General features: G+C 66.8%; 18 protein-coding genes and 3 pseudogenes. 12 read left to right on the top strand and 9 right to left on the bottom strand.

Going from position 1 to position 21,296, the window contains the following annotated elements; genetic code table 11:
- Positions 1 to 7 precede the first annotated feature (7 nt).
- The 4 genes from BSF38_RS10555 to larC form a co-directional block, all read right to left on the bottom strand.
- A complete protein-coding gene (locus BSF38_RS10555; RefSeq protein WP_076345411.1) occupies positions 8 to 1,228 on the bottom strand; it encodes a glycosyltransferase in 1,221 nt (406 codons plus the stop codon).
- Entirely contained in the window at positions 1,225 to 1,725 is a 501-nt protein-coding gene (locus BSF38_RS10550; RefSeq protein WP_076345409.1) for a hypothetical protein, read from the bottom strand. The genes BSF38_RS10555 and BSF38_RS10550 overlap by 4 nt, the downstream gene beginning before the upstream one ends.
- Positions 1,709 to 2,203, bottom strand: coding sequence for a hypothetical protein (locus BSF38_RS10545; protein WP_076345407.1), 495 nt, complete (start codon positions 2,201 to 2,203; stop codon positions 1,709 to 1,711). The genes BSF38_RS10550 and BSF38_RS10545 overlap by 17 nt, the downstream gene beginning before the upstream one ends.
- A gap of 75 nt (positions 2,204 to 2,278) precedes the next feature.
- Positions 2,279 to 3,484, bottom strand: coding sequence for a nickel pincer cofactor biosynthesis protein LarC (gene larC / locus BSF38_RS10540; protein ID WP_076345405.1), 1,206 nt, complete (start codon positions 3,482 to 3,484; stop codon positions 2,279 to 2,281).
- Between the two features lie 224 nt (positions 3,485 to 3,708).
- Here larC and BSF38_RS10535 point away from each other — a divergent pair, with 224 nt between their 5' ends.
- From BSF38_RS10535 to BSF38_RS10515, 5 genes are read left to right on the top strand one after another with little or no spacing between them, the layout of a single operon-like run.
- The gene (locus BSF38_RS10535) at positions 3,709 to 4,224 is read left to right on the top strand and encodes a hypothetical protein (protein WP_145952062.1); all 516 of its coding nucleotides are present in this window, start codon (positions 3,709 to 3,711) and stop codon (positions 4,222 to 4,224) included.
- A 23-nt stretch (positions 4,225 to 4,247) separates the two neighbouring features.
- Positions 4,248 to 4,754 (top strand): RNA polymerase sigma factor, encoded by a 507-nt coding sequence (locus tag BSF38_RS10530; RefSeq protein WP_083713848.1) that lies wholly within the window; start codon positions 4,248 to 4,250, stop codon positions 4,752 to 4,754.
- Positions 4,724 to 5,260, top strand: coding sequence for a hypothetical protein (locus BSF38_RS10525; protein ID WP_076345401.1), 537 nt, complete (start codon positions 4,724 to 4,726; stop codon positions 5,258 to 5,260). The genes BSF38_RS10530 and BSF38_RS10525 overlap by 31 nt, the downstream gene beginning before the upstream one ends.
- Positions 5,257 to 6,681: a hypothetical protein gene (locus BSF38_RS10520; RefSeq protein ID WP_076345399.1), complete on the top strand. Its 1,425-nt coding sequence runs from the start codon at positions 5,257 to 5,259 to the stop codon at positions 6,679 to 6,681. The genes BSF38_RS10525 and BSF38_RS10520 overlap by 4 nt, the downstream gene beginning before the upstream one ends.
- Positions 6,682 to 6,723: 42 nt before the next feature.
- Positions 6,724 to 8,262 (top strand): DUF1559 domain-containing protein, encoded by a 1,539-nt coding sequence (locus BSF38_RS10515; protein ID WP_076345397.1) that lies wholly within the window; start codon positions 6,724 to 6,726, stop codon positions 8,260 to 8,262.
- A gap of 18 nt (positions 8,263 to 8,280) precedes the next feature.
- Here the strand turns inward: BSF38_RS10515 and BSF38_RS10510 are convergent, their stop codons facing one another.
- From BSF38_RS10510 to BSF38_RS31995, 5 genes and pseudogenes are all read right to left on the bottom strand, one after another.
- Complete coding sequence (locus tag BSF38_RS10510) at positions 8,281 to 9,111, bottom strand: HD domain-containing protein (RefSeq protein ID WP_076345395.1); 831 nt, start codon at positions 9,109 to 9,111, stop codon at positions 8,281 to 8,283.
- A 175-nt stretch (positions 9,112 to 9,286) separates the two neighbouring features.
- Complete coding sequence (locus BSF38_RS10505) at positions 9,287 to 10,339, bottom strand: DUF937 domain-containing protein (RefSeq protein ID WP_076345393.1); 1,053 nt, start codon at positions 10,337 to 10,339, stop codon at positions 9,287 to 9,289.
- 196 nt (positions 10,340 to 10,535) lie between these two features.
- Positions 10,536 to 12,187 (bottom strand): annotated as a pseudogene (locus tag BSF38_RS32005) (AMP-binding protein).
- A gap of 182 nt (positions 12,188 to 12,369) precedes the next feature.
- Positions 12,370 to 12,789 (bottom strand): annotated as a pseudogene (locus tag BSF38_RS32000) (1-acyl-sn-glycerol-3-phosphate acyltransferase); the annotation flags it as partial.
- Positions 12,717 to 13,997, bottom strand: a complete 1,281-nt coding sequence (locus BSF38_RS31995) for an MFS transporter (protein ID WP_237170835.1) — start codon at positions 13,995 to 13,997, stop codon at positions 12,717 to 12,719. The pseudogene BSF38_RS32000 and the gene BSF38_RS31995, both read right to left, overlap by 73 nt.
- 360 nt (positions 13,998 to 14,357) lie before the next feature.
- Between BSF38_RS31995 and BSF38_RS10495 the strand changes: the two genes are divergently transcribed.
- The 7 genes and pseudogenes from BSF38_RS10495 to BSF38_RS10465 all read left to right on the top strand — a co-directional run bounded on the left by BSF38_RS10495 (position 14,358) and on the right by BSF38_RS10465 (position 21,288).
- A complete protein-coding gene (locus tag BSF38_RS10495; protein ID WP_076345391.1) occupies positions 14,358 to 15,356 on the top strand; it encodes a GDP-mannose 4,6-dehydratase in 999 nt (332 codons plus the stop codon).
- A gap of 260 nt (positions 15,357 to 15,616) precedes the next feature.
- A pseudogene (locus BSF38_RS32650) lies at positions 15,617 to 16,851 on the top strand (hypothetical protein).
- A 93-nt stretch (positions 16,852 to 16,944) separates the two neighbouring features.
- Complete coding sequence (locus tag BSF38_RS10485) at positions 16,945 to 17,367, top strand: hypothetical protein (protein WP_145952060.1); 423 nt, start codon at positions 16,945 to 16,947, stop codon at positions 17,365 to 17,367.
- A gap of 50 nt (positions 17,368 to 17,417) precedes the next feature.
- Positions 17,418 to 18,038, top strand: a complete 621-nt coding sequence (locus tag BSF38_RS10480) for a hypothetical protein (RefSeq protein WP_076345387.1) — start codon at positions 17,418 to 17,420, stop codon at positions 18,036 to 18,038.
- A 75-nt stretch (positions 18,039 to 18,113) separates the two neighbouring features.
- Positions 18,114 to 19,172, top strand: coding sequence for a sugar phosphate isomerase/epimerase family protein (locus BSF38_RS10475; RefSeq protein WP_076350744.1), 1,059 nt, complete (start codon positions 18,114 to 18,116; stop codon positions 19,170 to 19,172).
- A gap of 45 nt (positions 19,173 to 19,217) precedes the next feature.
- Entirely contained in the window at positions 19,218 to 20,366 is a 1,149-nt protein-coding gene (locus tag BSF38_RS10470) for a Gfo/Idh/MocA family protein (RefSeq protein WP_076345385.1), read from the top strand.
- Between the two features lie 79 nt (positions 20,367 to 20,445).
- Entirely contained in the window at positions 20,446 to 21,288 is an 843-nt protein-coding gene (locus BSF38_RS10465; protein WP_076345383.1) for a sugar phosphate isomerase/epimerase family protein, read from the top strand.
- The last annotated feature ends 8 nt before the right edge of the window (positions 21,289 to 21,296 follow it).

Below are 21,296 nucleotides of genomic sequence, written 5' to 3'. Positions count from 1 at the left end.
TTGAGCGTTATCCCTGGGCCGGCGAGCCGGAAGCGTCGGCGGCGGGGGCGGCGATGGGCCCGTAGCTGGTCCCCCGCCAGGTGACGCGTCCGGTCAGGCACATCTGGATGGCGCGGATGAGGATCAGGTCGGACACGATGTTGCCGACCGGGAACCAGTGGGTGTAGCGAGATCGCGGAACCGAGGCGTTGTAGATCACCCGGAAGACGGCGTACATGAGCGCGTGGTGGACCAGGCTCAGGCCCAGCAGCCACGCCGGAAACGGGCCGGGGGAGCCCGTCGCCAGCAGGACGAGCGCGATCAGCAGGACGACGTGGCCGCTCTGGCAGAAGATGATCGGGTCGAGCAGCTTGACCACGAGCCGCCAGGTCTTGCGATCGTGGGCGTCGTAGAGTATCCGGCTCCAGCCGCGGACGAGCTGGCCGAGAGTCGCGTACATCCGGCACGAGACGAGGCCCTTGGTCATCGCCACCCGGATCGGCATGCCGAGGTTTTTCACCTTGTAGGCCATGCCAATGTCCTCGACGAACCGGTCGCGAACCGCCGCGTGGCCGCCGGCCGCGTCGTAGGCGCGTCGCGAGATCAGGATCGACTGGCCGTTGGCGAACGCCAGCTTCGACCGATCGTCGTTGACGCGCTGGACCGGGAACGACTGCATCAGCACGATGCCCCCTAGCGGCTGGATGACCTGCTCCCAGAACGTCTCGCAACGCAGTTCGGGCAGCAGGCTGGCCATCTCGGCCTTGTTGCTTCGCGCGTACTCCATCATCACGCCGAGGAATTCGGGCCGGTGGTCGGTGTCGGCGTCGAGGAACCAGAGCCAGTCGCCCCGCGCCTGGTCGGCCAGCTTCTGCAACACGTACGTCTTGCCGGTCCAGCCCGGTTCGAGGTGGTCGTTGTGGACCACCTGGATGCGCGGGTCGCGGGCGGCGAACTCCCGGGCGATCTCCAGCGTGCGATCGGTGCTCCGATCGTCGACGACGAGGATCTCCATCCTCGGGTACTTCTGGGCCGAGACCGACGCGAGGCAGTCGGCGAGGGAGGCTTCCTCGTCCTTGGCCGGGATGATCGCCGACACCAGGGGCGGGTCGGTCGGATCGAGCGTCGGCGAGTCGGGCGTGAGGAACTGGAGCCGGCTGAAGATGTACTTGAGGACCACGTAGCGGATCGGCCAGATCGCGATGACGACCGCGTAGATCCAGAGAATCGTCGACTGTGTGCGGCTCATCGTGCTTCGGTGATTCCAGCAGGAGTCATGGGCTCGGAGAAGTCTTCCAGCTCGATCGACTTCGGCAGGGCGAGGATTCCCAGGACGAGCGCGGCGACCCAGAAGATCACGACGCTCTCGAAGCGAGGCTCGATCGTCAGGCCGTAAACGAGGCCGAGGGCCGCGGCCAGCCCGCCGACGGCCGCCGCGCCGACGTGCGACTTGAAGAACCGCTCGGCACGGGTTTCGGGGGGGCGGAGGCGGTCGCGAGCCCCCATGATCCGCCGCGTCAAGTGGCTGAACGCGATGACGCCGATCAAGCCGCCGTACAAGGCTCGGCGCCAGCCCTCGACGTCGCCGACGATCAGCTTCCAGTCGACGTAGCGGAGGATCAGCCCGGAGGCCATGATCATCAGGCCGACGACCACCAGGATGTTGAGGACCCACGATCGGGTCCGTTCCAGGCACCGTAGCGAGGTGGGATCGAGTTCGACGGACGACTCAGGTGGCTCGTGCATGGTCCCCCACGTTTCGCGTCGCCAGATACTGACGATAGAGCCCGACGATCAATTCGACCTGGCCGATCGGCCGGCCGGTGGCTTCGGCGATCTCGGTGGGATCGCGACCGGCTTCGACGAGCGCCCAGACGTCGCCATGCTTCTGGGCGAGGTTGTCCGCATCGTCACCCTCGGCTTCGCCCTGATACGAGAGGTCGGGCACCGCGATCAACGACGGCGCCGCCTCCGTGTGCTTCAGCACTGTCGGCGCCGGAGCCTCGGCGCTGCCGGCCGTGGGGCGGAGATCGAGATGGGCGATACGCTGCTCGAGCCTTCGCAGATCGAAGGCGAGCTGGATCAACCGCTGTTCGGCCGTGGCCCGGGCGCGGACGATCTGGTCGAGGCGACGGATCAGGAACAGGCACGACGCAGCCGACAGCAGCACGAGCAAGAAGTTGCACGCCAGGCTCGCGGACAGCCAGAAATCAGGATGGTTCACGGCGTTCCTCCCTGCCGGCGGCCGAATCCTCGGGTCGAGCCCGAAGCGCGAGACGGCCGAAGTCCTCGATGTAATTCACTTGGCGACGGTCTCGCCCGCCTGCTCTCGCTCTTGCCGCTGCCGCTCCGCGTAGGCGGCGTGCGCGGCGTCGTAGACCTCGCGGAGGGCGACGCTCGCGGTGGAGGCGGCGCGGGCGCAGTCGTCGTATTCCGGGCTGAACGTGGGAATCCGGTTTTCGAGCCAGCCGAGCTTGCCGCGAATCATCCCGAACGCGGTGTCGACCTCGACGTTCCGGCGATTCAGCTTGTGCCGCGACACCGGGTAGCGGCGAACGCCGAGCGTGGTCGTCTCGCGGAACAGGATCTCTTCCATGGCCGGGATCTTGGCGTCGTCGCAGAGCACGCTCACCATGACGCCCGGCCGGTTCTTCTTCATCTGAATAGGCGTCACGAAGGCGTCGAGAGCCCCGGCTTCCATCAATTTGAGCGTCGTATAGCCGACGACCTCGCCGGGCAGGTCGTCGAGATTCGTTTCGAGCATCCAGACGCGGTCGCTTGACGCCGGCAGGTCGATCGTGCCGACGAACAGCCGCAGGATGTTCGCCTGATCGGCCGTCTCGCGCGTCCCGGCGCCCAGGCCGATGGCTTCGACGGTCAGGGCCGGCAGCGGCCCGAACCGCTCGGCGACGGTCGTGACGATCGCCGCGCCGGTCGGCGTGGTCATCTCCATCTCGATCGGCGACTCGGCGAGCGGGACCCCCTTGAGGATCTCGGCCGTCGCGGGGGCGGGAAGCGCCATCCGGCCGTGGGCCGCCGTGATCGAGCCTCGGCCCGGCGGCACGGCGCTGGCCTCGAAGCGGTCGACGCCCAGCAGGTCGAGCCCGACGGCCGAGCCGACGATGTCGATGATCGAATCGACCGCGCCGACCTCGTGGAAGTGGATCTTCGAAAGGTCGACGCCGTGCACCCGCGCCTCGGCTTCGCCCAGCTTCATGAAGATCCGCTTGGCGAGGTCTTTCTGACGCGGGCTGAGGCTCCCCTTGTCGATGATCGCTTCGATATGATGCCAGTGTCGATGCGCGTGCTCGTGCGGGGTGACGACCCGGGCGTGGGTCGCCCGGAACCCGCCTCGCTTGACGGTCTCGAACGAGACTTCACCCGGCAGGCCGAGGCTGGCGATCGCCTGCTCGATCGCGCGGCGGTCGACCCCCGCATCCACCAGGGCGCCAAGCGTCATGTCGCCCGAGATGCCGCTGAAGCAGTCAAAATAGCCGACTCGCACGCGCGGGCTCCCCGTCGATATCGAACAATTCGGTCGCCGTTTGAGATCTCATTCTAGCCGCCACATCGACCCTCGCAAGCCTGGAACGATTCCCGGGGCCCCCACCGCCGCCGGCCGCCTCGAAAATTCCGGTCGGATTCGTGGGACGGCCGACTCCGACAAACGTCTTATTGGGTGAAGGGATCAGGGAGACGTCGCAGCACCGTTCACGGGGGTAGCCGCTGATGAGGGAAGCCCGTTACGCTTTGAACGCCGCCTACAACCTCGCCTGTTGGTGCGCGGTCGTCGTCGTCGCGACGGCGCTGGCTTCGTCGCTGTCGCCGCCGCGCGTCGACCACGACGGCGCTTCCGATCCGCCGCCGGAACTCAAGCAGTCGGTCGTTTCGGACTTCGAATGCGAGACGACCGAGGTAGGCATGCACGTGGCCGAGGGGCGGCTGTTCTCGCACTACTCTCTGAGGGACGACGAGGGGAAGGAGCTTCTCCGGGTGATGTACGGCCGGTCGGGCCGGGTGGTCGTCACGTGGGGCGAGAGCTTTCCCGTCAAAGCGGCCTGCTCAGCCACGCCGGGTGGTCATTACTCCATGGACGTCGTGAGCGGTGAATCTTGCTACCGGCTCGTGGTCCGACCTCACGCCGCGTCCGGCTTCACGGTCTCCGGTGGTCCCGACGGCATTCGCGACGGCCTCGGGGTCACCCCGGAAGGCAAGCTCGTTCACGGCCCGACGGTCCTTGATTGACCATGAACGCAATCGGAGTCGCGATGGACTCGGAACCGTTTGCAGATCTTCTGGACCGCCACGCCGACGCTCTGGTGCTCTTCGCACGCCAGTTTTGCGACGCGCCGGAGGACGTGGTCCAGGAAGCCTTTTTGAAGCTCGCGGGCCTGAGCCGGATGCCGGACAACCCGGCCGCCTGGCTGTTTCGAGTGGTTCGCAACGGGGCCGTCGACGCGTCGTTGGCGGCCGGCAGGCGACGGCGGTATGAGCGGGAAGCCGCGGTTCGCTCGACCCCCTGGTTCGATCCGGCGGCCGATTCCGGGCCGGACGACGTCGACCCGGCGCGCGCCGAGCGCGAGCTGGCCGCCTTGCCGATCGAGGACCGCGAAGTGATCGTCGCCCATCTCTGGGGCGGATTGACGTTCGAGCAGATCGCCGAGGTCCTGGGGACGTCGTCGAGTTCGGCCCATCGCCTTTACGCCCGGGGGCTGTCGGCCTTGAGAGAACGATTGGGGGTAACATGCCGGAAGACGCGCGCGATCCCGAAATGACCGATCTCGAGCGCGCCCTCTCGGCGCTCCAACCGACGAAGGGGCGGCTCGACCGAGATCGCCTGATGTTCGAGGCGGGCCGGCGGTCGGCGATCGTCCCGAGCCGCCCGCGCTGGGCGTGGCCGGCGGTCGCGGCGTCGCTGGCGGCGGTGGTCCTGGGCCAGACGGTCGCCCTTGGGCGTCGTCCCGAGCCGCGCGTCGTCGACCGCCTGGTGTACATTCCGCGGCCCGCCGTCGCGCCGGTGGACGTGGCTGAGCCGGTGGTGATCCTGACTCGGAACCCGGGCGCGGCGTCGAGCGCTCTTCTCGACCCGCCCGCGAGCAGCCCGCTCCTGCAGCTTAGCCGCCAGGTCGAGCGGTTCGGGCTCGAAGGTCTGCCCGACCCGCCCCCGTTGTTGACCCTTTCCGTGGGGCGTGAGGCCAACTCGGGATTCGTCCCGAACGCGCCCGACGTGCTTCGACGTTACGAGCTGGACAAGGTCCTTGATCTGGGAGGCCCGTTATGACGAGACGTTTGGTTTTGATCGTGACCACCCTCGCCGCCGCGCTCGGCGCGCGAGCGAGGGCTCAGGAGGAACAACCGCCAACGGTTCTCTCCGTCCGGCCGGCGAAGGCGCCCGTTCCGGCGCTTCGATACCGACTGCTACCCGACGCGAGCAAGCTAATCCCGGGCAACGCCGCGATCTTCTACCATCGCGCGATCGAGGGCCTGCTTCGCGCGGACTTGGCTAGCCGGACACAAAAGCTGTCGGCCACGCCGCCGCCGCCCGACGAGATGGGCGAAGTCCGGGTGATTCTGAACTCGCAGCGCTCGATTCTCCACGAGATCGAGCAAGGGGCGCTTCGCGAGGCCTGCGATTGGGAGTTTCGCCGCCGCGAGGAGGGTTTCTCGCTCGACATCAGCGAGATCCAGCAGACCCGCTCGCTGGCGCGCCTGGTCGCGCTCCAGGTCCAGTTCGACATCGCGGAAGGGCGGATCGATTCCGCGATCCACTGGATCCAGACGGGCCTCTCCCTGGCCCGGCACGTCGGCGAGAGCCAGTTCTACATCCAATCGCTGGTGGCGGCGGCGATCACCGAGGAAATGGCGAAATCGATCGAAGCGCTGATCCAGGCGCCGGGGTGTCCGAACCTGTACTGGGCGCTCGCGGCCCTGCCGCGGCCGTTCCTCGACCTGACGTCCGCGACCGAGGGTGAGCGTTACTTCCTCGAACGCGAGTTCCCCCGGCTCCGAGGAGCCGACGAGGCCGTCTGGTCGCTCGAACAGGCGCGAGCGTTCGGCGACGAGCTGGAGCGGAAAGGAGGTTTGCTCCTGGGCAGGTGGACCTTCCCCAAGAGCACGTTGACGCAGCCGACGGTCGACGACCTCGCTCAGCATCTGATTATCGCCGGCCTTGTGGCTCGGGCTTATCCCGAAGCCAAGCGGGCGCTCGTCGCGTCGGGGATGACTTCCGAGCGGGTCGAGGCCATGCCGGCGATCCAGGCCGTCGCGATCCATTCGTATCGGAACTTCGAAGAAAAGCGCGACGACCTGTTCAAATGGGCGAATCTGCCGTATTCACAGGGGCATCGGGGGATGGCGGAGGCCGAGAAGAACGCCTTCGCCGGCGCGCCGATCGGCATTCCGTTCGTCTCGATCCTGCCGGGCATTCGATCCGTTTTCAACGTGCCGGTGCGGATCGATCGGCGGTTCGCAGCGATCCAGACCATCGAGGCCGTCCGCCAGTACGCGGCGTCCCACGACGGCTCGCCGCCGCCGTCTCTGGCAGCCCTGACCGAAACTCCCGCGCCGCTCGATCCGGTGACGGGAAGGGTCTTCGACTACGCGGTGAACGGCCCAACCGTCAGCCTCACCGCCCCACCGCCGCCGGGCCTGGAACGGGTTTCGCAATACGTCGTCCACTATGAAATCAAGCTCGCTCGCTAGTTGAACGCCTTTCTCGCGAAGTCACCCTCTCAGGAGATTGCGATGTTTCGGAAGTTCGTATCGATCGGTTTCCTGCTTGCATTCGGAGTCTTCGACGCCCGGGCGGCCGACTCGCGGGCCGAGGCGATCGCGCCGTTCCTCGACGCCGACGTGGTGGTGGTCTGTCGGATCAACATCGAGAAGTTCGACGTTGATACGTTCGCCGGACGACTGGTGGAAGATCAGGCGTCGGCCGCGCTGCTCACGAAGAATTTCGGCCCGTGGCTGGCGGCGTTGCGGAAGGCGGGGGCGCGGGATCTGTATCTGCTCGCGACCCTGGAGGACCTGCCGCCGGCCGGGTCGTCGCCCCCCTCGGCCGTGGTGCCGCTCCCGCCCGGAGTCGACGCCGCGGCGGTGGGCAAGCTGCTCTGCGGCGGGGGCGACGTGGCGGCCCCGTACGCCTGGCCGACCTGCGCCACGGTCGGTCAGGCCGTCTTCGCCGGTTCGAACGAGGCGGTCGAGCGCGTGGGCCGGTTGAAGCCGGTCGCCCGGCCGGAGCTGGCTGAGGCGCTGGCCGCGGCTAAGGGCTCGGCGGCCGAGATCGTCCTGATGCCGTCGGCCGACGCGCGGCGGGTGCTCGAGGAGATGGTCCCGAACCTGCCGGCGGAGTTGGGCGGCGGCCCCGTGACCTCGCTCACGAAGGGGATTCGGTGGGGCGTTCTCAGTCTCAACGACGAGCCGCAGCCTGGACTTCGGCTGATGGTCCAGGCCCACGACGCCGCGGCGGCGAAGACGCTCGCGCAACTGGCCAAGAGCCTCGATCAAATGCTTCGTCAGTCGCCCGCCGTCGCCCGCTTCATCCCCGACATCGGGAAGATATCCGACCGCTTCGCCTCCGAGGTGAATGAAGACCGCATCACGGTCTCGGCCGACGCCAAGGCGGTCGGGATGTGGGCGGGCGCGATGTTGAAGTCCGCAAGGCAAGGGGCGACGAGCGCGCAGTGCAAGAACAACCTCAAGCAGATCGGCCTGGCCATGCATAATTACGTCGCGGCGCATGGAACCTTCCCGCCGGCGTTCGTCGCCGACAAGGAGGGCAAACCACTGTTGAGCTGGCGCGTGTTGATCCTTCCCTATCTTGATGAGAACGAACTCTACAAGGAGTTCCACCTCGACGAAGCCTGGGACAGCCCGCACAACAAGACGCTGATCGGCCGGATGCCGAAGGTCTACTCATGCCCCAGCGAACTCGGGAAGAAGCTCGAAGCCGGCAAGACGACTTACGCCACGCCCCGGGGGCCCAGGACGATCTTCCCCGGTTCGAGCGGGGTGAAGCTCAGCGCGATCACCGACGGCACCTCATTGACGATCCTGACGATCGACCTGCCCGCCGACCAGGCCGTGACGTGGACCAAGCCCGACGACTGGGAGGTGCCGGCCAAAATCGACCCCAAGGCCCTGCTCAGCCGTCACCTGCGAGGGTCGAACGTCGGTTTCGCCGACGGCTCGGTGCGCTTCCTGGTCGAGACGATCAGCCCACTGATCTTGCAGGCGGTGTTCACGATGAACGGCGGCGAGGTCGTCGGCAACGAGGCGTTCTGACCGGGAGCGGAGACGTCCTCACTCGTTCAGGTAGGCTTCATGTTCGAGGCCCTTGATGTACGCCAGGGCCTCGTCCAGATTCTCGACGACGACGCCGGTCGCGCGGCCGGCGTCGTCCAGTTCGCGCAAGAGCTTGAGGTCTTCGAGGAATTCGGAGGCGTCAAGCTCTTTGCGCTGGCGGGCGTTCAGCGCGCGCCCGGTCCCCGCGCCAAGGTCCATGTGGTGCTCGACCAGCCAGAGCGTCCGCTCGGTGACGGCGCCTCGGAGGGCCTCGACGGCCGCGGCGACGTGGTTGCGCGGGTCGATCGCCTTGCCGACGTCGTGGAGCAGGGCGGCCAGCAGGAACTCCTCGTCGTACGGCCGGGCCTCGCGGGCGAGGTGGAACACCTGGAGGCTGTGGTAGAGGGCGTCCCCCTCGGGATGGAGCTTGGGGTTCTGCTTGACCGCCTCCAGCGGGGCGAGTCGCAGCCGGTACACCGCGAACCGATCCAGGCTTGCCGCCAGGGCGACGGGTTCTTCCTCGTCGTCGGGCTCGGGCTGTTCGTCCTCGGATTCGTCGTCGTCGGCCTGGGCGGCTCGCACCTTGCCGACCACGACGACTTGCTCGCGGACCTCGTCGTCGGACGGGAGGTCGCCGGGCCGGACGCTATGGCCGAGCACGGCCGCCGCCTTGCGCTTGGCGGAGTAATAGTCGCTCTCGGTCGCGGCCTCAAGCCGGCCGAGCGGGTTGGCCGCGTCGTCGCCGGGGAAGACGTCGAGGAGCCGTTTCGCCGCTTCCAGGGCGATCTGCTGGCGGAGCCGCGGGGAGCCGGCGCCGGCCTTGAACTTCTTGCGGAACTTGTCGTGCATGGGGTTCGGTCGTCGAGCGATCGGTTGGGCGAGCGGAATCAAACGGGTCTAGCGTACAGCTCTTTGAATTCTAGCCGTTCCGCTCGAATCGACGCCAGGCGGGAACTGCGACCGCGCCCGTCGGGCTCGCGACGAGCTTGTGGGGACGCGGTCGTCAGAGTTGGAAGGTTCGCGATTACGCGCTGAAGGCGGTCAGCTTGGCGATCAAGGCGTCGAGGATCGCCTTGAGCTTCTCACCGACGCCCGGCAGTTCGAGGGTCTTGTCGACCAGGGTTTTGAACGTCCCCAGGTTTTCGGCCGTCGCTTTCTTGACGGCGTCCTTGGCGGCGTCGGGGAGCTTCTCCCAGACGGCCTTGGCGGCGTCGATCTTGGCGTCGAGGCCGGTGAGCGTCGGCGCGGCGGCCTCGGCGGTTGCTGCGTCCTTGACGGACGCCAACGCCTGTGTGGCCGACGTGTAGACGTTGCCCAGGCTCTTGGTCACCTCGTCGGCGGTCGGAATGGCGACCTCCACGTCCGCCGGGGCGGGTATTTTGGGCTCGATCGGCGTGGGGACCGGGGCCGCCTTCTTGGCCTCGGGCTCACCGACCGGAGGTGCCTCGGCCGCCTGGTTGCCAAGGAAGTACCAGGCGCCGATGCCGAGCAGGACGAGGCCCGCCAGCGGCAGCAGCCAGTTGGGAATTCCCGGCGCTTCGGCATGAGGCGCCGACGCCGGGACGGCGGCCAGCGAGAAGCCCGGCGGCAGCGCGCCGGAGATGTTCGCCTTCTGGTCGGCGAAGAAGCCGCTCAGGCTCGCCGGCGTGAGGGCTTTACCCTTCAATTGCGCCGCGATCACGCTCAGGATCAACGGCGCCAGGTAGCTCAAGAGGCCCTTGAGGGCCACGGCGCCGACGCCCGAGAACTTGGTCAGCACGTTGATGAGCGCCGGAAGGTTGCCGCCGACGAGCGAGCCGAGGATGTCGCCCCCCTGGTCCCGGATTTTGCCGTGGTCGCCCTGGGTGACTTCCGTCCGCAGCCTTGTGAGTGAGTCGGCGTCGAAGTTACGCAGCGCCGAGATCAGTTTGTCGGCCCCTTGCCCGCTCGACACCAGGCCGGCCAGGACCGAGAGCAGCGAGGGGACCGCGACGGCGGCCGCGGCTCGCGTCTTCTCCTCGCTCTCGCCGATCGACGCGCCCAGCTTGCCGAGCACGTCGCCAGTCAATTGGTCTTTGATCAGATTGACGATGTTCACCGTTGATGACTCCTGATCGAAGGTCGAACTGTGGATCGTCCGCAGAGTCGCAGAAACCGCGCCGAAACTCCCGATCTTTTCGTATTTGCGACCTCAATAGAATGATCCGAAATCATCGGGGGTCAAGCCGGCGCCCGCGTTACGACCAGGAAGAATGGGTGAAGCCCGTGCACGTCGGCGAGGATGCGTGATGTGCTCACGAATTGACGAGCTGACGTTCCGAGAGCGATTCCTCGGCCAGACGATGGACCGCGCGGAGGTCGAGTTTGCCGCTGCCGAGCATCGGAATGGCCGAGACCTTGAAGAAGTGGTCGCGTCTCGGGATGAAGAGGTTGGGGAGCCCTAGCTCGCCGAGCTTGCGGAGCGCCTCGTCGACTTTCGCTTCGTCGAGCGTGTGCAGGACGGCGAGCTTCTCGCCTTTCTTGAGGTCGCCGACGGCGGTCACGGCGAAGACCTGAGTGTCGGCCTTCACGGCGTCCTGAAGGGCCTCTTCGATGCGTCCATGGGGCACCATCTCGCCGCCGATCTTCGAGAACCGCGAGAGCCGGCCGGTGATCTTCAAGAAGCCGTCCTCGCTCAGGAGGCCGAGATCGCCGCTGTTGTACCAGCCGTCGTGGAAGGCCTGTTGGGTCAGGTCGTCACGGCCGAGGTAGCCCCGCATGACGTTCGGCCCTTTGACAAGGATCAGTCCCTCCGTATCGGCGCCGAGGGGCTCGAACGTCGCGGGCGAAACGATCTGGATCGACACGCCGGGGAGCGGCTGGCCGACGAACCCCCGTTTCGAACCCGGCTGGAACGTTCCGGGGGCGCGGTAGTCGAACGTGTTGACCGCCACCACCGGCGCGCATTCCGTGAGTCCGTAGCCTTCCATCGGTCGGACTCCGAAGGCGTCCTCGAACGCGACGTACAGCGAATCCGGCAGCTTCTCGGCCCCGGCGAGCACCAACCGCAGTGAACCGAACTGCGCAGGCGTGCAGCGACGCAGATACAGGTGCAAGAACGTGGGGGTGGCCATCAGGACCGTGACCGAGTACCGCTCGACCAGAGCGCCGACGCCGTTGGCGTCGAGGGGGCTGGGGTGGAACGCCGAGCCCATGCCGGTGTCGGCGGCGAACCAGAACATGGTGTAACCGAACGAGTGGAAGAACGGCAGGATTGCGGCCAGGCGGTCGTTGGGCAGGACGCGGTACGCCTGGCGGATCGACTCGATGTCGGCGACGATGTTGTAGTGCGTGAGCACGACCCCTTGGGATCGCCGGTGCTTCCGCTGCTGAAGATGATCGTCGCCGCGTCGTCGATCGACGGCGCCCGGTCCGCGCCGGCGTAGCGTTCGAGGAGCCGGATCGGAGCCAGGATCGCGAGGGCCAGGGCTTTCAGCTTGTCGACTCGCGTGATCCCGGCCGATTCGTCCTCGGCGTAGATCAGCTCGACTCCCTCGGGGGCCTCGATCTTGGCCTTATCAAGAAACTTGCGGCTGGTGACGATCGTCTTCAGTCCAGCCTGACGGGCGGCCGATTCCATGCCCGCGCGGCCGGTGGTGAAGTTGAGGTTCACCGCCGTCTTGCCCGCCATCGACGCCGCCAGGTTGACGATCGCCCCGCCCATGCTGGCCGGAAGCATGATCCCGACGTTCGTCTGTCCCTGCCATCGCCCTCGGAGCCGCCGCGCCATGGCCAGGGTGGCGACGAGCGCCTTGCCGAACGAGAGCGACGGCTTCTGAAGCTCGGCCAGGGCGAGCCGCCCGGAGTTGCGGCGCGCCTGGCGGATGAACTCGTGATGGAGCGGTCGCGATTCCCCTTTGCGAAGGCTTCTGGCGTCGGTATCGAGCCCTCGAATCGCCTGCCGCATGTCGAAGAGGGTCGCGGTCGAGGGCAGGGGGGGCCGATCGAGACGGTGACCGGGAACGGAATCCGCTCAGGGAGCCGCCGGCCGCTGACCGGGGCGAAGATGCTGCGGCCGATCCGGTCGAGATGGACCGGAATGATCGGCGTCGTGCGCCCCTTGACGATCCGCTGAAGCCCGCGCTGAAAGGGCGCCATCAGCCCCGTCCGGGTGAGCTGCCCCTCGGGGAAGATGCAGACCAGCTCTCCCGCGTCGAGCGCCTTGCCGGCCTCGCGAAACGCCTGGAGGATCATCCGCGGGCCGTCGGTCGACGTGATCGGGATCGCCCGCATGGCGCGAAGGACCCACCCCATGAACGGCTTCTGGAAGTATTCGGCATAGATCACGAACCGGACCGGCCGATCGGTCGACGCCATGATGAACAGGCCGTCGACGAACGAGACGTGGTTGGGGACGAGCAGGGCGTGGCCCTCGCGGGGGATGTTCTCGCGTCCGATCACCCGGACCCGGTAGATCGTGTTCCCCAGCGTGAGGATCACGAACCGGAGGAAGGCCTCGGGGACGAGGGAAAGCGCCCAGACGAAGCCGACGGCGAGCCCGGCCCCCATCGCGAAAACACGCCTTGGGCCGAGACCTCGGCCTTGGCCAGCCCGAGCGCGACCACCGAGCCGATGAGCATCCCCGTGTAAACCAGCACGTTCGTGAAGGCGATCACCGCCCCTCGGCGGTCGGCCGGCGCGCGCCACTGGATGATCGCGTTCAGCGGCACCAGCAAGAGCCCGGCGAACAGGCCGAGCACGCCGAGCACGAGCATCGTGCCTGCCAATCCCGGCCCCCAGGCGGCGAAGACCAAGGCGCTCAGGGCCATCCCGAACGCCCCCAGCGGGATCAGACCGTACTCGACGTTCGCGGCCGACAGCCTGGCGGCCAGCAGGCAGCCGGCGCCGATGCCGATCCCCAGTGCGGCCAGCGGCAGGCCCGACATCCAGCCTTCGAGTTCCAGGACGATCGTCGCATAAGGCATGATCGGGACCGGAACCAGGCTGGCTATGCTCCAGACGATCACCTGGCCGATCACGGCCAGCCGCAACACGCGGTCGGCGCGAATGGCGTCGTAGGCCATCCGCACCGTGGCCGCCAATCCTCCCTCGGCTCGGGCGGGGGGCACGTCGGGGATCGCCAAGCTCGCCGCAATCCCGGCGACGGAGCAGAGGATCAGAAGCATTCCCGCGTGCCACGGCTCGCTTTTGGTCATCCAGAACAAGACGCCGCCCCCTACGATCCCGCCTATGATCGCCAGGTTCGTACAGGTTTCGAGGAAGCCATTGCCCTTCGAGAGCTGGTCGTGGGGCAGAAGTTCCGGCAGGATGCCGTACTTGGCCGGGCTGAAAAGCGCGGCCTGGACCCCGAGCAGGCTCAGGACCGCGAGCGCCGTCATCCCCCCGGCCGGGTGCCATTTCAGGGCCGCGGTGCCGAGCACCATCAAGGCCAGTTCGAACGCCTTCATCGAGACGATCACCGACTTCTTGCTGACCCGGTCGGCCAGGAGTCCCGCCGGCAGCGAGATCGCCATGAGCGGGATCATCAGCACGATCTGCGCGATCGCGGTCTTCCGCTGGGCGGCGGCCTCCTTCGCGCTCGCCCCGTCGGCCTCGCCGGCCGCCGCCGCGATGGCGAGCATGATCACGAGTTGCTTCCAGGCGTTGTCGTTGAACGCGCCGAGGAACTGCGCTGTCAGCAGGCCGCCCAGGGCGCGAAACCCGCCCGGTTTCTCCGGGCCGCCTGCTTCAATTCGAGTTTCTGCGGCGGCATTCATCGACGCGGCTCCTGGTGGATGATATGCGACGGCGACGCGGCGAGGCGTCGTTCACGACCGAACGGATCGGCAGAGGATGCCCGACGCCCGGATTATGATCAAGTCCGAGTCGGAAGTGACAGGCCAGGGCCGAATTCCGGGCGGACCGGGTGTGTTCCCGTGTTTCTTCGCGGGCCGTCCGGCGATACGCTGGTCTATCGTAGCGAGGCGTAAGTCCGCGACGGCGGTCCAGGGTGGCACGGGTTCGTACTCGACCCCGTGGACGCTCGCCACGGCTTGCCCCTCGGGTTCGGACGAGCCGAACCCGTGCCACCCATCGGTTCGCCTTCTGGATCTGGCTTCTGCGGGGATCATCGTTCAATGCGAGTGCTCATCACCGGGGGCGCCGGGTTCATCGGATCGCACCTGGCCGACGCGTATGTGGAACGGGGCGACGAGGTCTTCATCCTCGACGACCTCTCAACCGGAAGCATCGACAACATCCGCCACCTCCGCGCGCATCCGCGGTTCCACTACACGATCGAGAGCGTCCACCACGCCCCCACGGTCGCCGAGCTGGTCGACCAGTGCGACGTCGTTTTCCACCTCGCTGCGGCCGTCGGCGTGAAGCTGATCGTCGAGAGCCCGGTGCGGACCATCGAAACCAACGTCCACGGCACCGAAGTCGTCCTGGCCCAGGCGAACAAGAAGAAGAAAAAGGTGCTCATCGCCTCGACTTCCGAGGTGTACGGACTCAGCGAGGACGTCCCGTTTCGCGAGGACGGCAACCTTGTTCTTGGCGCAACCACCAAGGGTCGTTGGAGTTACGCTTGTTCGAAGGCGATCGACGAGTTCCTGGCGCTCGCCTACTGGAAGGAGCGCAAGCTGCCGACGGTGCTGGTCCGGTTGTTCAACACCGTGGGACCGCGTCAGACGGGGCAGTACGGCATGGTCGTGCCGACGTTCGTCAAGCAGGCCCTGAGCGGCCGGCCGCTCACGATCCACGGCGACGGCTCGCAGTCGCGCTGCTTCACCGACGTCGGCGACGTGGTCTCGGCCCTGATCGGCCTGATGGATCATCCCGGCGCGGTCGGCGAGGTCTTCAACGTCGGGTCGAGCGAGGAAGTCACCATCCAGCGGCTGGCCGAGCGAGTTCGGAGCCTGACCGGGTCGGCCTCCGAGATCGTCCATATTCCTTATGAGAAGGCGTACGGCGAAGGGTTCGAGGACATGCCGCGGCGGGTCCCTTGCCTGGACAAGATCCACGCCCTGATCGGCTACCGGCCGCGGAAGTCGCTCGACCAGATCCTCGCCGGGGTGATCGATTTCTTCCGCGATGCGCCGACCTGCTCGACCCGTTCCGAGCCGCTCCCGGAGTGACTCGGAATTTCGGCGGGCGCTCCGTCGACAAGGGGTTTCGGAAGATCCGCGCGACCGGCACAATGGATTCCGACGGCGACGTGAGGCGTTCGCCGCGGCCGATCGCGGCTTGCGTCGCGGGGCCGAAGGTTTTACAACGTGTCGAACGCGTCGTGCGAGGGTCTGGACGAGCCCGGTTCGCGAGGGCTGCGTCCGAAGTCCGCCGAGACGGCCCTGGCGCGGGGACAGGCGAGCTCCATTTGGATTTGAGGAAGGATCGGATGAGCGATCAGAATCTGGCCGCGCGCACGCGCTCGGCCCTCGAAGCCGGCGAAGGCATTCTGCGGCTGGCCCCCACGTGGGTTCCCCGATCGTTCTTGATGCCGGGCGGCCGGCTCAAGCTTTCGCGCGAGGATCTGTACGCGCTGGGCACCCACCGGGGCGGTATCGACGAGCGCTGGTTCTCCTCGACGACGGCCGCCGCCAACGAAGGCGCGCCGCCCGATGAAGGCATGAGCTACGTCGTCCACGAGGGCGAGAAGTTCACGCTCAAGGACGCGATCGGCCACCACGGCGCCGAGTCGATCGGCGCCAAGATGTGGGACAAGTACAAGCGGTGGCCGGTCTACAGCAAGTTCTTCGACAACCTCGGCCCGATCCCGCACCACATGCACCAGAGCCAGAAGCAGGCCGAGCTGCTCGGCCTCGAAGGCAAGCCCGAGAGCTACTACTTCCCCCCCCAGCTCAACTGGACCGGCAACAACTTCCCGTACACGTTCTTCGGCCTTGAGCCGGGGACGAAGAAGGAAGACCTCCGCAAGTGCCTGGAGCGCTGGAACCAGGGCGACAACGGCATCCTCGACCTCTCCAAGGCTTACCGCTTGAAGCCCGGCACCGGCTGGCTCGTCCCCCCGACGTGCTCCACGCCCCCGGGTCGCTCGTGACGTACGAGCCGCAGTGGGGCTCCGACGTCTTCGGCATGTACCAGTCGATGGTCGAAGGCCGGCGCGTTCCCTGGGAGCTGCTGGTCAAGGACGTTCCCGAGCAGTACCACCACGACCTCGACTACCTGGTCGAACAGCTCGACTGGGAGAAGAACGTCGACCCCGAGTTCAAGAACAACAACTACCTGGAGCCGATCGTCCGCACCGGCGGCGCCCAGGAAGGCTTCTTCGACAAGTGGATCGTCTACGGCACGGTCGACGGCCAGCAGTTGTTCTCCGCCTGCGAGCTGACGGTCCTCCCCGGCAAGTCGGCGACGATCAAGGACCCCGGCGCGTACGGCCTGATCGTCACGCAGGGCAGCGGCTCGATCGGCAAGCTCGACCTCGATAGCCCGAACTTCATCCGCTTCGGTGAAATCACGAAGGACGAAGTCTTCGTCACCCACAAGCGGGCCAACGAGGGCGTGACCTTCAAGAACACCGGCAGCGAGCCGTTCGTCAGCCTCCGCTACTTCGGCCCCGACACCCATCCCGACCTGCCCAAGGTGGGCGCTCACCGGAAGTCCGGCTGAGCGAGGGCGCGAAGGCGTATCCGCAATCCGGCGGGGACCGGCCGCAACTTCGAGGCCGGTCCCTCGCCCGATGCCCCTGCCGAGGGTCGTAAGATGCCGTGTTCCTGGACTCTTCACACACTCGACGTGCCCTTCGCCGCGTTCATGGAGTTCCCGAATTTCTGGACCTGGATGACGTTCACGAATTTGCTCGTCCTCGTCGTGAGCGTCGACAAACTGGGGCGGAAGCTCGACCGGATCATGAAGCACCTGGGCCTCGAAGAGGAGCCGCCTAAGCCCGCTCCCGCGCCCACCGCCTTGCAAAGCTGGGCGAAACCGCGGAACGAGGCGTTCCAGATGCACGCGAGGGCATGGGGAGCCGAAACGAGGCGAGTCGCCTTGCAAGTTTGGGCCCATCCCAGGCTGAGGCCGTTGAGCAGGCTCGTCGAGGCGGGAATCGTCAGGACCGGGCGGTTCATTGACCGCCTCCTGTATCGGACCCCTCCCGGCAAGAGCCCGGCGCAAGACGAAGTGTGAATGGGCTCCCTCGCAGCAGACCGCCGTCGACCCCCGAAGGACTCTTCGCCATGCACTCACAAGGCTGGTACGAGCCGGACGACTTCGATGACGAGTTCGACGGCGACGACTTTCGAGGCGGCCTCAAGTCGGCGCTTTCGCCGGGGGAAGACTTGCTCTGGTCGGCCCGGCCCGGCCTGCCGAGGATTCGCAAGATCGCGGTGATCCCCGCCCTTTTCGTGGCCGTCATTACGGGCCTCTCGGGGGTGTCGCTGGCGGCGATGCTGGGGATCTTCGAGCAGCCGCTCGCCAGCCCGCTCGTGTTGATCACGGCCTTGTGCCTGGCGCCCGCTGTTCTGGGAGGGTTCATCCTCTTCGACCTGGTCCGGAGGATGATCGCCTGGGCCGGTTCGCGATGGCGGCTCGCCCGGACGATCTACGCCGTGACCGACCAGCGCGCCATCATCGCCCAAGTGGGCTCGACGGCCGGCGAGCTGCAGTTGTTCTCGTTCCTGCCCGGCATGCTCGACGGCACGACGCGGTTCGAGTATCCCGACGGCTCGGGCGACGTCTATTTCGAGGGCCTCGGGAGGCTCGCGCGCGGCCCCGTCGGCTTCTTCGGAATTCGAGCCGTCCGCCGGGTCGACGAACTGGTCCGCGAGACCCTGATCGACCCGTTTCCGCACTGGTAAGGTAAGCAACCGGCGTCAACGTCGACGCCGTACCCGATTTCTTCTCTCACGATCCCGACACCCGAGGTGGATTCGATGACCGCAAGCCATACACATAATTTTCCGAAGCTGCACAACGCGGCGTGGCCGGGCGTGGTTGGGAAGGGGAGCGACGGCGGCGATCCCTGCATCGAGCTCGACACGATGCTCGACCTGACCGCGGCGGCCGAGTTCGACGGCGTCAAGTTCGACGGCTTCGACCTGTTCCTGTTCGCCCCCCACGTCGACATCGACGCCGACGACGACGCGATCAAGACCCTCGCCGACAAGGCGTCGAAGCGCGGGCTGGCGATCGGTTCGGTCGTCGCGCCGGTCTGGCCGCCGACCGGCGGCGGGTCGGCGATGGACGAGGGCGAGGGGCGGAAGAAGTTCCTCGAACAGGTGCGCAAAGGCTGTCGGATTGCCAAGCGGCTCCGCGAGCTGGGCGTCCGACCCAACGGCGTGGTCCGGATCGACTCGGCGTGCAGCCCCGCCGACTGGTCGGCCGACCCGATCGGCAATCAGAAGAAGATCGCCGAGACCTTCAAGCAGGCCGGCGCGATCGCCCGCGACCACGGCGAGAAGCTCGCCGCCGAAGGGGAAATCTGCTGGGCCGGGATGCATTCGTGGAAGCGGATGGTCGACCTGCTGGAGCGCGTCGGCGAGCCCGACACCGTTGGCTTTCAGGCGGACATGGCCCACACGCTGCTCTACACGCTCGGCGAGAACGCTCCGGAGGACCGCATCCTTCCCGAGAATTTCGACTGGAAGGACCGGCACACGCTCGACGAAGCCCTCCGCACGCTGACCGACGCGCTCCGGCCGTGGACGCTCGATTTCCACGTCGCCCAGAACGACGCCACCGTCTTCGGCTCGGGCTCGCACGACCACACCGGCCGGCATTGCCTGGCGAACGACCCCAACGGCAAGCTCGACATCCCACACCACGCCGGATTCTGGCTCCGCGACGACTCGGGACGGCTCACCAAGGCGTTCCGGCACATCTGCTGGGACGGCTGCATGTTCCCCAACGCCGTGATGATGGAGCCCCAGACTTGGACCGACATCCTCGCCGCGATGGTCGGCGTCCGCGACGCCCACGGCTGGACCGAATAACATAAGCAACGCGATCGAAGATCAACAAAAACAATAGGTGAGAACATGGCGCAGAAGAAACCGCTGAACATCGGATTGATCGGTTACGGCTTCATGGGCCGGACGCACTCGAACGCGTACAAGCGCGTGAACGACTTCTTCGACCTCGAATACCGGCCGGTGCTGAAGGCGGTCTGCGGTCGCGACCCGGCCGGCGTGCAAGCGTTCGCCGACAACTGGGGGTACGAGTCGGTCGAGACCGACTGGCGGAAGGTGATCGAGCGCAAGGATATCGACGCGGTCGACATTTGCACGCCCAACAACACGCATGCCGAGATCGCGATCGCGGCAGCCAAGGCGGGCAAGACGATCCTCTGTGAGAAGCCGCTGGCGATGGACCTGGTGCAGGGGCAGGCGATGGTCGACGCCGTCGAGAAGGCCGGCGTCGCCAACACGGTCTGGTACAACTACCGTCGCGTGCCGGCCGTGTCGCTGGCCAAGAAACTGATCGACGAGGGCCGGCTGGGGCGGATCTTCCACTACCGGGCCGAGTTCCTCCAGGACTGGACGATCTCGTCGGACCTCCCCCAAGGGGGCGCGGGACTGTGGCGGCTCGACGCCGCGGCGGCCGGATCGGGCGTCACCGGCGACCTGCTGGCCCATTGCATCGACACGGCTCTCTGGCTCAACGGCACCATCAACACGGTCTCGGCGATGACCGAGACGTTCATCAAGGAGCGGAAGCACAACCTGACCGGCAAGGTGGAGCCGGTGGGGATCGACGACGCGTGCGCGTTCCTCTGCCGGTTCGACAACGGCTCGCTCGGCCTGTTCGAATCGACCCGCTACGCGCGCGGCCACAAGGCCCTCTACACCTTCGAGATCAACGGCGAGAAGGCCTCGATCAAGTGGGACCTTCACGACCTGCACCGGCTGGAGTTCTTCGACCACGCCGACGACTCGCTGATCCGGGGCTGGCACTCGGTCCACGTCACCGACGGCGACATGCCGTACATGAAGAACTGGTGGGTGCCGGGCCTTCAGATCGGCTATGAGCACACGTTCGTGCATCAGGTCGCCGACTTCCTCGCGGATCTCGCCGCGGGGCGTTCGACCGCGCCGACGTTCCGCGACGCCCTGGTCACGCAGGCCGTCTGTGACGCGGTGCTCGATTCGGCCGAGCACAAGAAGTGGGAGACGGTCGTGCCGGTTTGAACACGAGACGAACTGAGACGCCGCCGCGCCGATCTCCCCGGCCGGCGGTTTTCTAGCATCGAATCAAGGATCAACGAAGATGAAAATCGGCATGAACCTGCTGCTCTGGACCGACCACGTCAGCGCGGCCCAGGACGCGATCCTCGACACGATCAAGGAACTCGGCTACGACGCCGTCGAGATCCCGATCTTCAACACGAGTGATCTGAAAGACTACGCCCGGCTCGGCAAGCGGCTGCAAAGCCTCGGGCTCTCGGCCACGGCCGTGACCGTGATGGGGCCCGACATCAACCCGATCTCGCCCGACGCCAAGATCCGCGCCGCGGCCGTCGCTTACCTCGACCGGGTCCTCGAATGCGGCCAGCAGTTCGGTTGTGAAATCCTCTGCGGTCCGCTGCACTCGACCATCGGCGTCTTCTCCGGGACCGGCCCGACCGAGACCGAATTCCAGCACGGCGTCGAGACCCTCCAAGAGGCCGCCCAGAAGGCGGAGGCTCGGGGGATCAAGCTGGCGATCGAGTACCTGAATCGGTTCGAGAACTACTTCCTGACGACGGCCGCCCAGACCTCGCGGTTCATCAAGGCGGTGAACCACCCGTCGTGCAAGATGATGTACGACAGCTTCCACGCGCACATCGAGGAGAAGGACCAGGCCAAGGCGATCGCCTCGTGCGCGGCCGACACGATCCACGTCCACATCTCCGAGAACGACCGCGGCACGCCGGGCACCGGACAGGTCCACTGGGACTCGTTCTTCGGCGGCCTCAAGCAGTCGGGCTACGACGGCTACATGACGATTGAAGCCTTCGGCACGGCCTTGCCGGCCCTCGCCGCCGCCACCCGCGTCTGGCGCGATCTGTTCCCGGACGCCTCGGGCCTCTGCCGCGAGGGCCTGGGCTTCATCAAGAAGAGCATCCGGTAAGACTCACG

The organism is Paludisphaera borealis (genome assembly GCF_001956985.1).
Classification (GTDB): domain Bacteria; phylum Planctomycetota; class Planctomycetia; order Isosphaerales; family Isosphaeraceae; genus Paludisphaera; species Paludisphaera borealis.
This window is presented reverse-complemented; position numbering and strand designations above follow the sequence as displayed.

What these genes read in the sequence shown, in the direction of transcription:
- BSF38_RS10555 (WP_076345411.1), bottom strand. Translation starts at nt 1,228, where the DNA reads ATGAGCCGCACACAGTCGACGATTCTCTGGATCTACGCGGTCGTCATC.
- BSF38_RS10550 (WP_076345409.1), bottom strand. Translation starts at nt 1,725, where the DNA reads ATGCACGAGCCACCTGAGTCGTCCGTCGAACTCGATCCCACCTCGCTA.
- BSF38_RS10535 (WP_145952062.1), top strand. Translation starts at nt 3,709, where the DNA reads ATGAGGGAAGCCCGTTACGCTTTGAACGCCGCCTACAACCTCGCCTGT.
- BSF38_RS10530 (WP_083713848.1), top strand. Translation starts at nt 4,248, where the DNA reads ATGGACTCGGAACCGTTTGCAGATCTTCTGGACCGCCACGCCGACGCT.
- BSF38_RS10525 (WP_076345401.1), top strand. Translation starts at nt 4,724, where the DNA reads ATGCCGGAAGACGCGCGCGATCCCGAAATGACCGATCTCGAGCGCGCC.
- BSF38_RS10520 (WP_076345399.1), top strand. Translation starts at nt 5,257, where the DNA reads ATGACGAGACGTTTGGTTTTGATCGTGACCACCCTCGCCGCCGCGCTC.
- BSF38_RS10515 (WP_076345397.1), top strand. Translation starts at nt 6,724, where the DNA reads ATGTTTCGGAAGTTCGTATCGATCGGTTTCCTGCTTGCATTCGGAGTC.
- BSF38_RS10510 (WP_076345395.1), bottom strand. Translation starts at nt 9,111, where the DNA reads ATGCACGACAAGTTCCGCAAGAAGTTCAAGGCCGGCGCCGGCTCCCCG.
- BSF38_RS31995 (WP_237170835.1), bottom strand. Translation starts at nt 13,997, where the DNA reads ATGAATGCCGCCGCAGAAACTCGAATTGAAGCAGGCGGCCCGGAGAAA.
- BSF38_RS10495 (WP_076345391.1), top strand. Translation starts at nt 14,358, where the DNA reads ATGCGAGTGCTCATCACCGGGGGCGCCGGGTTCATCGGATCGCACCTG.
- BSF38_RS10485 (WP_145952060.1), top strand. Translation starts at nt 16,945, where the DNA reads ATGCCGTGTTCCTGGACTCTTCACACACTCGACGTGCCCTTCGCCGCG.
- BSF38_RS10480 (WP_076345387.1), top strand. Translation starts at nt 17,418, where the DNA reads ATGCACTCACAAGGCTGGTACGAGCCGGACGACTTCGATGACGAGTTC.
- BSF38_RS10475 (WP_076350744.1), top strand. Translation starts at nt 18,114, where the DNA reads ATGACCGCAAGCCATACACATAATTTTCCGAAGCTGCACAACGCGGCG.
- BSF38_RS10470 (WP_076345385.1), top strand. Translation starts at nt 19,218, where the DNA reads ATGGCGCAGAAGAAACCGCTGAACATCGGATTGATCGGTTACGGCTTC.
- BSF38_RS10465 (WP_076345383.1), top strand. Translation starts at nt 20,446, where the DNA reads ATGAAAATCGGCATGAACCTGCTGCTCTGGACCGACCACGTCAGCGCG.